This is a genomic window from Kitasatospora sp. NPDC036993 (assembly GCF_055607525.1).
In genome coordinates, this window is sequence record NZ_JBVJRP010000025.1 from 1 (window position 1) to 12815 (window position 12815).

The window sequence follows — 12815 nt, forward strand, 5'->3', positions numbered from 1 at the left end:
TGCGGTCCGCAAGCCGGCCCTGGAGCTGCTGACCCTGGCCCGCCGCATCGGCGAGCCGTCCGCCGTCGTCCTCGGCGCCGGCGCGGCCGCGGCCGACATCGCGGCGAAGGCCGGCGAGTACGGCGCGGCGAAGGTGTACGTCGCCGACGGCGCCGAGTTCACCGACCTGCTGGTCGTCCCCAAGGTGGACGCCCTGGCCCAGATCGCCAAGGCCGGCGACATCGCCGCCGTGCTGGTGACGTCCTCCGGCGAGGGCAAGGAGATCGCCGCCCGCGTCGCGCTGCGGATCGGCTCCGGCATCATCACCGACGCCGTGGACCTGGAGGCCGGTGACGGCGGTCCGGTCGCCACCCAGTCGGTGTTCGCCGCGTCCTTCCAGGTGAAGTCCAAGGTCACCAAGGGCGCGCCGGTCATCACGGTCAAGCCGAACTCCGTCGCGCCGGAGGCCGCTCCGGCCGCCGGGGCCGTCGAGAACGTGGCCGTGGAGTTCACCGGCAACGCCGCGACGGTGACCTCGCGCACCCCGCGGGTCTCCTCCGGCCGCCCGGAGCTGACGGAGGCCGCCATCGTGGTCTCCGGTGGCCGTGGTGTCGGTGCGGCCGAGGGCTTCGGCGTGGTCGAGGAGCTCGCGGACGCGCTGGGCGCGGCCGTCGGTGCCTCGCGTGCCGCCGTGGACGCCGGCTGGTACCCGCACAGCAGCCAGGTCGGCCAGACCGGCAAGCAGGTCTCCCCGCAGCTCTACATCGCGGCGGGCATCTCCGGTGCCATCCAGCACCGGGCCGGCATGCAGACCTCGAAGACCATCGTGGCCGTCAACAAGGACCCCGAGGCCCCGATCTTCGAACTGGTCGACTACGGCGTGGTCGGCGACCTCTTCGAGGTGCTGCCGCAGCTCACCGCCGAGGTGAAGGCCCGCAAGGCCTGATCCCCGCAGAACGACGGCGGAGGGCGTGGCACCGAGTACCACTCGGTGCCACGCCCTCCGTCGTTCCCGGGTGTCCTCCGCCCTGCGTCGTTGCCGGGCGCCCTCCGCCCTCCGAGTCGCGTCCCGTCCTCCCCGGCGCGCGGTGGGCCGGGCGGCGGCCCGTAGAGTCGGCGCCGGCGCGTGACGCGGAGGCGGGCACGCGCGGCGAGCGCGCGGCGTACGGGCGCGGCGCGACGGCTGGAACGAGGCGAGGACGGTGGCATGGCACTGCTGACGGCACTTCAGGGCGGTTTCGGCGACGCGGCGGACGCGCTGCGGATCGACGGTCGGACGCTCTCCCGGGAGGAACTGGTGGGCGCGGCGACCGCCGTCGCCGACCGGGTGGCGGGCGCGCCGGCGCTCGCGGTGCTCGCCCGGCCCACCGTCGAGACCGTCATCGCCGTGGTCGGCGGTCTGCTGGCAGGCGTTCCCGTGGTCCCGCTGCCGCCCGACTCCGGCCCCAAGGAGCGCGAGCACATCCTGCGCGACTCGGGCGCGGCGCTGCTCGCGCACGCGGTCGGGGACGAGCCGTCGCAGGACACGTCGGTGGCGGGGCTGCCGGTCGATCCCGGGCAGCGCTCCGCCACCTCGTACGCCGAGCCGGCCGCCGCGTCGACCGGCTTCGTGCTCTACACCTCTGGCACCACCGGCGCGCCCAAGGGCGTGGTGATCCGGCGCGAGGCGATCGCCGCAGACCTGGAGGCCCTGGCCGCCGCCTGGCAGTGGACCGCCGAGGACACCCTCGTGCACGGCCTGCCGCTGTTCCATGTGCACGGGCTGCTGCTCGGCGTGCTCGGCGCCCTGCGCACCGGCAGCCGGCTGGTGCACACCGGGCGGCCCACTCCGGAGGGGTACGCGGCGGCGGGCGGCAGTCTGTACTTCGGCGTTCCCACCGTCTGGTCCCGGCTGGCGGCGGACCCGGAGGCGGCGGCCAGGCTCGCCCCGGCCAGGCTGCTGGTCTCCGGCAGCGCGCCGCTGCCCGTCCCGGTGTTCGAGAAGCTGGCGGCGCTCACCGGGCACGCCCCGATCGAGCGGTACGGGATGACCGAGTCGCTGATCACCGTCAGCACCCGGGCGGACGGCGAGCGGCGCCCGGGCAGCGTCGGGCTGCCGCTGGACGGGGTGCGCACCCGGCTGGTCGGCGAGGACGGCGCACTGGTGCCCGCCGACGGGGAGAGCGTCGGCGAACTCCAGGTCTTCGGCCCGACGCTGTTCAGCGGCTACCTCAACCGGCCGGACGCGGACGCCGAGGCGTGGACGGCGGACGGCTGGTTCCGCACCGGTGACGTCGCGGTGATCGGAGCCGACGGTTTCCACCGGATCGTCGGCCGGGCCTCGGTCGACCTGATCAAGAGCGGCGGCTACCGGATCGGCGCGGGCGAGGTGGAGGCCGCGCTGCGCGACCACCCGGCGGTCGCCGACGCGGCGGTGGTCGGCGTGCCGGACGAGGATCTCGGACAGGCGATCGTGGCGTACGTCATTCCGGACGGCGCCGTGACGGGGGACCAGCTGACGGCCTTCGTGGCGGAGCGGCTCTCGGTGCACAAGCGGCCGCGCCGGGTCGTCCTGGTGCCCGAACTGCCCAGGAACGCCTTGGGAAAGGTGCTGAAGAAGCAGCTCCTGGCGGAGGCCGGCGGCCGGTGATGAGGGGGCGTCGGACGGCGCCCCGGATGACGGGTGTTCACCCTGATGCGCCGTCGGTGCTCACCACCCGTGACCCTTCCATTGGCGCACTCCACTGCGCGCCGTGAGCGGACGCGTGCCTAACGTGACACGCAGGCAGAACCGAATACCCGGACGACACGCCGCGGCTCCCGGTCGCAGGACCGGAAGCCGCGGCGTGCCGGGCGGGGGCTCTGCCGACAAGCACGGCCAGTCCTGGCCGGTCACAGCAATTCGCAGCAATCCGCAGCAGTGAAGGAAGTCAGCACGATGACCACCGTCAACACCGGTGCGCCGGAGTCCGCCGGCGAACCGACCGGGCAGCAGGACGCTGCCATCGCTCGTACCCCCCGTCCGTCCCGCACCGCGCGGCTCCGTCGGGGGATAGGCATGGTGGCCGTGATCGCGACCGGTGCGGGCGTGATCGGCCTCGGCACCGGCGTCAGCCCCGCGGCCGCCGAGCCCGCCCCGGCGCACGCCGGATGGGACGGCTCGCGGTACTGGTTCAAGAACAGTCAGGGGCAGTGGCGCTGGACCTCGCACTACGACGTGTACACGGCCCGCGCCGGCGGTGGCACCTCGTCCGCCGCCAGGTCCACGACCAGATCCTCCGGCGGGATCGAGCAGGGCTGGGACGGCTCGCGCTACTGGTTCCGCAACAGTCAGGGGCAGTGGCGCTGGACCTCGCACCACGACGTCTACCTGGCGCACACCGGGGGCGGCTCCTCCTCGGACTCCGCGGGGCAGGGCCACTACTCCGACGACTCGGTCGCGGAAGACCGGGACGTCGAGACCGCCGTGCAGTTCGCGCTCTCCCAGCAGGGCGTGCCGTTCCGCCGGGCGGGCAACGGACCGGACGGCTACGACTGCTCCGGCCTGGTGCAGCAGTCCTTCCGGCGCGGCGGGATCTCCCTGCCGCGCGTCGCCAACGACCAGTTCGCGGCGACCACGCCGATCGGGGCGAGCCAGCTGCGCCGCGGTGACCTGCTGTTCTGGTCGCCGGACGGGACGGCCAGGGGCATCCAGCACGTGGCGATCTACCTGGGCGACAACAAGTACGTCGAGGCGGCGCGGCCCGGGACAAACGTCCGGATCTCGGGGATCAGCAGCGGCTACTACCCGTCGTTCATGGGGCGGCCGTAGCGAGGCCGTCGGTCCGCCCGTCGGGGGCGCCGGGTCCGCCCGGCGCCCCCGACGGGCGTTCTCCGCGCCGGGGCCGGTGGATTCCGACGCCCGGGCAGAGACGAAGGGGAGGGGGCCGGCGCGGGGGTCAGAGGTCCGAGGGGCGGGGGAGGGCGCCGCGGGCGCCGAGGGCGGTGACGGCGAAGGCCCCGGCGGCGACGGCGGTGGCGGCCGCCTCCCGCGGTCCGGCGCCGCGGGCGAGCGCGGCGGCGAGGGCGCCGCAGAAGACGTCGCCGGCGCCGGTGGTGTCGACCACCCGGACGGCGGGGGCGGGCAGCCGGGTCAGCGCTCCGTCCACCACGACCAGCGCGCCCTCGCCGCCGAGGGTGACCACGGCGCCCTCGGCGCGTCGGGCCAGGGCCCGGGCCGCCTCGGCGACGTCGGTGGCGCCGGTGAGCTGGCGGGCCTCGACGGCGTTCGCGACGACCAGCGGACGGCGTCCGGTGGGGCCGGCCTCCGGCAGGGCGCCGGCGGGCGCGGTGTTGTGCAGCCAGCGGGTGCCGCCCGAGGGGCCGAGGGCGGGCAGGGCGGCGGCGGTCGCGCGGATGCACTCCGCGGGGACCTCGTTGCTGGTCAGGAGCACGTCGACGGGGAGCAGACGGAGGCGGGCCAGCGCGGCGGTGACCTCCTCCGGGGCGAGGTGGGCATTGGCGCCGGGGACGACGACGATGCTGTTCTCACCGGACGGGTCGACCAGGACGACCGCATGACCGGTGGGCTCGTCCGGGTGGGTGAGCACGGAGCCCGTCTCGACCTGCGCGCCGTGCAGATCGGCACGTGCCGCCTCGCCCTCGGCATCGCCCCCGACCTTGGCGACCAGGTGCGCCGCCGCCCCCATCCGGGCCGCCGCCACCGCCTGGTTGGCACCCTTGCCGCCGAAGCCCCGGGTGGCGGCGGTGGCGAGGACGGTCTCGCCCGGGGAGGGGAGTGCGGGACAGCGGACGATCCGGTCGGTGTTGACCGAGCCGATGACGACGACGCGGCCGACGGGCAGCAGCTTCATCGTTCCTCTGTACGCGCCGTGGTGCGGGCCGCGCAAGCGGGCGGGCGGTGGCAGTCGAGTGCGGAGCGTGCACGAGGGCGTGCGGGAGCGCACGGGCAGGGGCGCGAGCAGCGCACGAGCGGGGCGTGCGCGGGAAGTCGACCCAGCTGACGTCCTGTGCCCACACAGTGGTGGCAGGGTGCAATTTTGATGTAGACCGGTCTGCATATTCCCGTGCGCGGGCGCCTGACCTGGGCACATGCCGCTGTCACGGGGCAGGCCGGGGCACAGGGGCGGGCGCGCCCCGGAGGCATGGGGAGCGGCGTGGCGCGGGTACCACCACGGGTGGCGCTGGTTCGGCTGACGGGGGCGCTGCCCGGTGCGAACGGCATCGGGGGAAGTCGAGGGCAGGGGACGTTGTGATCGTCTGGGTCAATGGCACATTCGGGGCGGGCAAGACGAGCGCCTGCCGCGAGCTGGTGGAACTGCTGCCCGGGAGCGTGCTCTTCGATCCCGAGCTGGTGGGCTTCGGCCTGCGTCGGATGCTCCCGGCCGACCGGCTGGCGACGGTGTCCGACTTCCAGGACCTGGCGGCCTGGCGCCGGCTCGTCGCGGAGACGGCGGCGGCGCTGCTGGGCGAGGTCGGGGGCCCGCTGGTGGTCCCGATGACCCTGCTCAGGGAGGACTACCGGGACGAGATCTTCGGGGACCTGGCCGCGCACGGGATCTCGGTGCACCACTTCGTGCTGGACCCTGAAGAAACGATCCTGCGTGACCGCATCGCCCACCGCGAGGAGTGTCCGGGTGATCCGGAGGCCAGCCAGCGGGTCCGGGAATGGTGCCTCGAACACCTGCCCCGCTACCGGGCCGCCCGGCGCTGGCTGGTCGGGGACGCCCGGATGATCGACACCGGCAGGCTCTCCCCCCAGGAGACCGCGCACCGGATCGCCGAGCTGCTCCGGGTCGGCGCCGCCCGCTGCCCGATCGTCCAGACCCCGGACCCGACCGGGGACACCGTGGCCTCCGCCGTCCTGCTCTTCGACGAGCAGGACCGGGTCCTGCTCGTCGACCCGGTCTACAAGCCCGACTGGGACTTCCCCGGTGGCGTGGTCGAACGCGGCGAGGCCCCCACCGATGCCGCCCTGCGCGAGACCGCCGAGGAGCTGGGCCTGCGCCTGGAACCGTCCGCACTGCGCCTGCTCGCCGTCGACTGGGAGCCGCGCACCGGCCCGCGCCGTGGCGGTCTGCGGCTGATGTACGACGGCGGCCTGCTCGACGCGGAGGGCCGGCAGGACCTGCTGCTCCAGCAGGAGGAACTGCGCAGCTGGCGCTTCGTCACCCTGGACGAGGCCGGCGAACTGCTGCCCCCGGGGCGCTACCGGCGGCTGGCGGCCGCGTTGGACGCGCGGCGCAGCGGCGAGCTGCGGTACCTGGAGGCGGGGCGCCGGGTGGCGGTCGGGCTGGCGAGCACGGCGGACGCGGCGTAGCGGCGGGCAGGGGACGCCTCGCGGTTCGCGGCGCGGTGCCGCGCTGGGACGGGGGCGCCTCCCGGTTCGCGGCGGGGCGGCGGCGGGCGCGAGGATGGGGGCATGCCGTTCACGCTGAGCCATCCCGCCGCCGTCCTGCCCCTGCTCCGTGCCGCCGGGGCGCGCGGGCCCTTGGTGGCGTCGGCTCTGGTCGCCGGGTCGATGGCGCCGGACGTGCCGTTCTTCGCCGAGTCCCTGCTGCCCGGGGTGTACGGCCACGGCGGGCTGACCCACCGGTGGTGGGCGGTGCCGACGCTGGACGTGGCGATCGCCGGTGCGCTGGTGGCGGGCTGGCACGGGCTGCTGCGCGGGCCGGTGGTGGCGCTGCTGCCCGAGCGGTGGGCCGGGGGTGCCGAGGCGCTGACGGCCCGGCGGGCCGGAGTCACCGGCGGCTCCGCGGGCTCCGGTGCGGCGTGGTTCGCGGCGTCGGCGGCGATCGGCGCGGCCACCCACGTCGGCTGGGACGCGTTCACCCACGGGGACCGGCTGGGCGTACGGCTGCTGCCCGTACTGGACCGGCCGGTGGCCGGCGTCCCGCTGTACGAGGCCCTGCAGTACGGCAGTTCGGCGCTCGCCCTGGCGGCGATGGGCGGCTGGGCGGCGCGTGCGGTGCGGGCCGTCGAGCCGGTGCGGCCGGCCGTGCGGCTCGCGCCCCGGGCCCGGTGGACGGCCGTCGCGGTGCTGGGCGCGGCGACGGCCGCCGGGGTGGCGCACCGGGTCGCCCCGCTGCGGCGGAACCTGGTGCCGGAGGTGTGCTTCGGGGCAGGGGCCGGGCTCGCGGTGGGTGCGGTCGGTTACGCGGCCGTGGTCGCGGCCGCCCGCCGGTTGCGCGGCGGGCGGCCGGCGGCCCCTCGGACGGCCGTTCCCGAGGTCGCGCCGGACCTCGGGGCGGACCGCCGGTCGGACTTCCGTCAGACGGAGCGCAGTTCGGCGTAGCGGCGGAGGAACAGCGCCTCGGTGAGGGCCATCCGCTCCAGCTCCTGCGGGTCGACGCTCTCGTTGACCGCGTGGATCTGGGTGGTCGGCTCCTCGACGCCGATCAGCACGATCTCGGCCTGCGGGTAGAGCGTGCGCAGCGTGTTGCAGAGCGGGATCGAGCCGCCCTCGCCGGAGGCGACCATCCCGGTGCCGAAGGCCTCCGCCATCGCCTCGCCCATCGCCTCGTACGCCGGGCCGCTGGTGTCGGCGAGGAACGGGGAGCCGGTGCCCTGGCGCTGGACGGTGAGCCGGGCGCCGAGTGGGACCCGCGCCTCCAGGTGGGCGACCAGCGCGTCCTGGGCGGCGCCCGCGTCCGTGCCCGGCGGGATGCGCAGGCTGATCAGGGCCTTGGCGGTGGCCTGGACGGACGACGTGGCGCCGATCACCGGCGGGGCGTCGATGCCGAGGACGGTGACGGACGGGCGGGCCCAGAGGCGGTCCGCGATGGTGCCGGTGCCGGTCAGGGCGACGCCGTCGAGCACCTTGGCGTCGGAGCGGAACTGCTCCTCCGGGTACTGCACGCCGGTCCAGGTCTGGTCGGCGGTCAGGCCGGCCACCGCGGCGTCGCCGTTCTCGTCGTGCAGCGAGGCCAGCGCCCGGACCAGGCACTGGAGCGCGTCCGGGGCGGCGCCGCCGAAGGCACCGGAGTGCAGGTTGCCGGCCAGCGTGGTGACCGTGGCCTCGACGACCGTCATGCCGCGCAGCGAGGCGGTCACGGTGGGCAGGCCGGCGGCGAAGTTGCCGGTGTCGCCGATGACGATGGCGTCGGCGGCGAGCAGCTCGGGGTGGGCCTCGGCGTAGCGCTCCAGGCCGCCGGTGCCCTGCTCCTCCGAGCCCTCGACGATGATCTTCAGACCGACCGGGTAGGCGTCGCCGTACACCTGACGCAGCGCCCGCAGGGCGGTCAGGTGCATCAGGATGTTGCCCTTGCAGTCGGCGGCGCCGCGCCCGTACCAGCGGCCGTCGCGCTCGGTCAGCTCGAACGCGGGGCTGAGCCAGTCGTCCTCGTTCAGCGGGGGTTGGACGTCGTAGTGGGAGTAGAGCAGGACGGTCGGGGCACCCTCGGGGCCGGGCAGTTCGCCGTAGACGGACTGGGTGCCGTCCGGGGTGTCCAGCAGCCGGATGCCGGTCAGGCCCTCGGCGGCGAAGGCATCGGCGACCCAGCGTGCGGCCTTCTCGCACTCCTCGACCGGGAACTGACGCGGGTCGGCGACCGACGGGAAGGCGACCAGTTCGGCGAGGTCGGTGCGGGCACGGTCCATCAGGGACCGGACGGCGTCGGCCAGGGGCTGTGACATCGGGGCTCCGGGGTGACGGTCCGCCCTCGGGTGGGCGGGCGGATCTGGTGGTTGGGGTACTGCCGATCATAGGCGGCGCGGAACACGGGGTTCCGTGGGTGTGGGGCTGGTGGGTACCGGAGGTGAGGGGGCCGGGTGCGGGGCGGTGCGTCCGAGGGGCACGGGGTCGTGCGTCCGTCGGGAGTCGGCGGACGCGTCCGCCGGGCGCGGGCCGGTGCGTCTGTCGGGTGCGGGCGGACGCATAGGATTGCTCAACGTGACTGACTCCGGAAGCTTCGATTCCCGCAGCCCGCTCGACCGCCCGATCGAGGACGGCCAGATCGAGGGTGGCCCGGTCGACGGCCCGGTCGACGACGCGGCCTCGCCGCCGGACGGCGTCTGGGACGTCGTGGTGGTCGGCGCCGGACCGGCGGGCTCCTCGGCCGCACACGCCGCCGCGGTCCAGGGCCGCCGGGTGCTGCTGCTCGACAAGGCCGAACACCCCCGGTACAAGACCTGCGGCGGTGGCATCATCGGCCCCTCCAGGGACAGCCTGCCGCCGGACTTCCGGCTGCCGTTGCAGGACCGGGTGCACGCCGTGACCTTCGCGTACGACGGGAAGTTCACCCGGACGCGGCGTTCCAAGCGGATGCTGTTCGGCCTGGTCAACCGCGACGAGTTCGACCTGCGCCTGGTGCAGGCGGCCAAGCAGGCCGGGGCGGTGCTGGTCACCGGAGTGACCGTCACCGGCGTCGAGCAGCGCGGCGGCGCGCACCGGACGGCCCTGGTGGCGGCGGCCGACGGGCGTACCTTCGAGGCCCGCGCGGTGGTCGGCGCGGACGGCAGCGCGAGCCGGATCGGCCGGCACGTCGGCGTCACCTTCGACCAGATCGACCTCGGGCTGGAGGCGGAGATCCCGGTGCCGCCGCAGGTCGCCGCGGACTGGTCGGGCCGGATCCACCTCGACTGGGGCCCGCTGCCCGGCAGTTACGGCTGGGTGTTCCCGAAGACCGAGACCAGCAGCCTGACCGTCGGCGTCATCTCGGCGCGCGGCGACGGCGAGCGGACCAAGCAGTACCTCGCCGACTACATCCGCCGGCTGGGCCTGTCCGGGTTCACCCCCAGGGTCGAGTCCGGACACCTGACCCGCTGCCGGACGGAGGACTCGCCGCTCTCCCGCGGCCGGGTCCTGGTCGCCGGCGACGCGGCCGGGCTGCTGGAGCCGTGGACCCGCGAGGGCATCTCGTACGCGCTGCGCTCGGGCCGGCTGGCCGGCGAGTGGGCGGTGCAGGTCGCCGAGGCGGGTGACGCGGCGGCGGTGCGGCGCGAGGCGCTGAACTACGCCTTCGCCGTCAAGGCCGGGCTCGGCGTGGAGATGCGCGCGGGCAAGCAGCTGCTGGGCGCCTTCGAGCGGCGGCCGTACCTGTTCCACGCGGCGGTCTGCCTGGTGCCGCCGGCCTGGCGGGCCTTCGCCCGGAACACCCAGGGGCACACCACCTTCTCCCAGGTGCTGCGGCAGCACCGCGCCGCGCGGCGGCTGACGGCGATGGCCTCGCGGTAGGGCGGCCGTCACGACGCGGGGCCGGCGCCCCTCCCCGGTGCGGGGAGGGACGCCGGCCCCCTTCTCGGTGCGACGCGGTTCGCGGAACCGTCGTGCGTCGGCTACTTGAGTCCGGTGTCCAGGGCGGACATCAGAGTGCCGGACGGGGTGTCGCCCGACATCTCCCAGATCATGCCGCCGAGGAGGTTCTTCGACTTGAGGTAGGCCGTCTTCTGCGCGATCGACCAGGCGTCGTCGAAGGTCCACCACTGGCCGCCGGCTCCCGTGTAGCCGTACGTCGCAATGGACTTGGTGTCGTGGTAGACCTTGAGGTTGGTGAGGCTGGTGATCAGGTTGTTGTACCCGCGGGTACCGGCCTCGTCGCTGAACTGGCCAGGTGCGGCGCCGTTCGCCGACTGCCAGGCGCCGTTCGCGCCGCCGTCCGCCACGGCCTGCCAGCCGCGCCCGTAGAACGGGAAGCCGATGGTCAGCTTGCGCGGGTTGACTCCGGCGTTCAGGTAGGTCTGGACGGCCGTGTCGATGCTGAAGTGGGTGGTGTAGGGGTCGTTCGGGTCCTGGAAGAGGTTGGAGGCGTGGCCGGTGCGGTTGGGCTCCCAGGAGTTGTCGCTGCCCGAGCCGTGGAAGTCGTAGCCCTGGACGTTGGCGATGTCCAGCGAGCTGAAGATCTTCGAGAGGTCCCAGCCGGCCGCGACCTTCGCCGGGTCCGCCGGGGTGAAGGCGGTGATCAGCTTGTGGGAACCGCCCAACGCGTCCAGCTGCTTGCGGAATTCGGCGAGCAGCAGGGTCAGGTTGTCCTTGTCGTTGACGCTCCAGTGGTTGCCCGGGTGGCCGTCGGCGGAGCCGGGCCACTCCCAGTCGAGGTCGATGCCGTCGAAGATGCCCGCCGCCACGCCGTCGCCACCGGCGCCGTTGTAGACCGGCAGGTTGCCCTTGATCCAGGTGTCGACACAGGACTTGACGAACTTCTGGCGGGACGCGTCGGTGGCGGCGGCGTCGGAGAAGTACTTGGAGTAGGTCCAGCCGCCGAGCGAGACGACCACCTTCAGGTTCGGGTACTTGGCCTTGAGCTTCTTCAACTGGTTGAGGTTGCCGCGGAGTTTGCCCCAGCCGTCGTCGGCCACGCCGTCGACCGACTGGTCGGCGCTCATCGGGCGGGCGTAGTCGGCGTCGGCGTCACCGGCACCGGTGCCCTGGTCCGGGTCCTCCGGGTTGCCGGTGGTGCCCTTGGTGACGCCCGCCAGGCAGGTCAGGTTGACCGGATCGATGTTCTCGAAGGCGTAGTTGATGACGTCGAGCTTGGCGGCGGCGCCCGAGGTGTCCAGGTTCTTGACGAAGTACTGGCGGCCGTAGATGCCCCACTGGACGAAGTAGCCGACCCGGGCGTACTTCCCGGCGCCGACCAGGTCCGAGGTGGTCACGGTGAGCGCCGCGGAGGCGGGCGAGGCGTTGTCGGCGGCGTCGCGGGCCTTCACGGTGAACGTGTAGGTGGTGGACGGCGAGAGGTTGCCGATGGTCGCGGCGAGCGTGCTGCCGGAGGCCGTGGCCACCAGGGTGCCGCCCTGGTAGATGTCGTACGCGGCGACCCGGACGTTGTCGGTGGCGGCGTTCCAGGCGAGCTTCACGTCCGTCGAACTGACCCCGGTGGAGCGGAGGTTGGACGGAGCGGTGGGCGGTGAGGTGTCGGTGGACGGGTCGAAGGTGGACGCGGTGACGGGCGCGCCGAGCGGACCGGTGTTGCCGCGGCTGTCCTTGGCCCGGACGGTCAGGGTGTACGAGGTGGCCGGGGTGAGGCCGGTGACCAGGACGGTGGTGGTCGGGCTGGAGGCGAGCACGGTGCTGCCGCTGAGCACGTCGTAGGAGGCGACCGGGAAGTCCCCGCCGGTGGCGGCCGGCCAGCTGAGCGCGAGCGTGTGCGCGGTGGACTCGGTGACCGTAGGGGTGCCCGGCGCGGACGGCGGGACGTCGGGGGTGCCGTCGCACTTGTCGCCGTTGATCCGGCAGTTGAGCGGGGTGGTGACCGGGCCGTTGCCGACGAACCAGAAGCTGTACGGCTCGGTGGTGCCGTGGGCGTTGACGGTGGAGTTGTAGAACGCCGCGGCGACGGTGACGTGCCGGCCGTTGACGGTGGCGGTGCCGTTGTAGGTGCTGCCCATGGTGACGCCGGCCGGGAGGTCGAACTCCAGGCTCCAGCCGCTCACCGCGGTCGGGTTGTCGTTGTGGACGATGTAGGTGCCCTGCCACCAGGAGCCGTTGTTGGCGGTGGTGAAGGTGGCGGTGAGCTTGCCGGCGGCGGCCGAGTTCGCGGGGGCGGCCAGCGCGGTCAGGACGGCGAGGGGCAGGAGCAGAACGGACAGCAGCGCGAGCAGTCTGCTGCGCAGACGCGGGCGCCAGGCCCGGGATCGAGCGGACATGGTTCTCCCTGTGGCTGTGGGGGTTGAACAGGGTGACGTAGAACCTTGGTTGATCCGTGTGCGATCGATGCCTGCGCCGTGGGGAGGCGAGGCATGGGAACTGTAGGAGGACTGGACCAATGCGTCAACAGGTCTGTACCACTTGGGAATTGGGCGGCCGGTGCGGGCGGGGAGTGGGTGGGCGAACGGATGACAGATGACGGCGAACAGATGACAGATTTCAACATCTGTCATCTGTCATCCGTCACCTGTTCGCTGTCGGTTCGGACGGA

At 74.0% G+C, this 12815-nt stretch carries 9 protein-coding genes; 6 read left to right on the forward strand and 3 right to left on the reverse strand.

Going from position 1 to position 12815, the window contains the following annotated elements:
- From ACZ7C5_RS34930 to ACZ7C5_RS34940, 3 genes are all read left to right on the forward strand, one after another.
- On the forward strand, window positions 1-925 hold a 925-nt coding region (locus ACZ7C5_RS34930), incomplete at its 5' end, for an electron transfer flavoprotein subunit alpha/FixB family protein (protein WP_470324222.1).
- Window positions 926-1186: 261 nt separating this feature from the next.
- Window positions 1187-2608, forward strand: coding sequence for an acyl-CoA synthetase (locus ACZ7C5_RS34935; protein ID WP_401092334.1), 1422 nt, complete (start codon window positions 1187-1189; stop codon window positions 2606-2608).
- Between the two features lie 288 nt (window positions 2609-2896).
- Complete coding sequence (locus ACZ7C5_RS34940; RefSeq protein ID WP_401092335.1) at window positions 2897-3769, forward strand: C40 family peptidase; 873 nt, start codon at window positions 2897-2899, stop codon at window positions 3767-3769.
- 127 nt (window positions 3770-3896) lie between these two features.
- Here the strand turns inward: ACZ7C5_RS34940 and ACZ7C5_RS34945 are convergent, their stop codons facing one another.
- Window positions 3897-4811, reverse strand: coding sequence for a PfkB family carbohydrate kinase (locus ACZ7C5_RS34945; RefSeq protein ID WP_470324223.1), 915 nt, complete (start codon window positions 4809-4811; stop codon window positions 3897-3899).
- A gap of 398 nt (window positions 4812-5209) precedes the next feature.
- Between ACZ7C5_RS34945 and ACZ7C5_RS34950 the strand changes: the two genes are divergently transcribed.
- A complete protein-coding gene (locus ACZ7C5_RS34950; protein WP_401092337.1) occupies window positions 5210-6277 on the forward strand; it encodes an NUDIX hydrolase in 1068 nt (355 codons plus the stop codon).
- A 102-nt stretch (window positions 6278-6379) separates the two neighbouring features.
- A complete protein-coding gene (locus ACZ7C5_RS34955; RefSeq protein ID WP_401092338.1) occupies window positions 6380-7252 on the forward strand; it encodes a DUF4184 family protein in 873 nt (290 codons plus the stop codon).
- Here the strand turns inward: ACZ7C5_RS34955 and ACZ7C5_RS34960 are convergent.
- On the reverse strand, window positions 7228-8592 hold the full coding sequence (locus ACZ7C5_RS34960; protein WP_470324224.1) for a M20/M25/M40 family metallo-hydrolase: 1365 nt from the start codon (window positions 8590-8592) through the stop codon (window positions 7228-7230). The genes ACZ7C5_RS34955 and ACZ7C5_RS34960 overlap by 25 nt on opposite strands.
- 256 nt (window positions 8593-8848) lie before the next feature.
- Here ACZ7C5_RS34960 and ACZ7C5_RS34965 point away from each other — a divergent pair, with 256 nt between their 5' ends.
- Window positions 8849-10132: a geranylgeranyl reductase family protein gene (locus ACZ7C5_RS34965; RefSeq protein ID WP_470324225.1), complete on the forward strand. Its 1284-nt coding sequence runs from the start codon at window positions 8849-8851 to the stop codon at window positions 10130-10132.
- A 101-nt stretch (window positions 10133-10233) separates the two neighbouring features.
- Here the strand turns inward: ACZ7C5_RS34965 and ACZ7C5_RS34970 are convergent, their stop codons facing one another.
- Window positions 10234-12543 (reverse strand): glycosyl hydrolase family 18 protein, encoded by a 2310-nt coding sequence (locus tag ACZ7C5_RS34970; protein WP_470324226.1) that lies wholly within the window; start codon window positions 12541-12543, stop codon window positions 10234-10236.
- Window positions 12544-12815 lie beyond the last annotated feature (272 nt).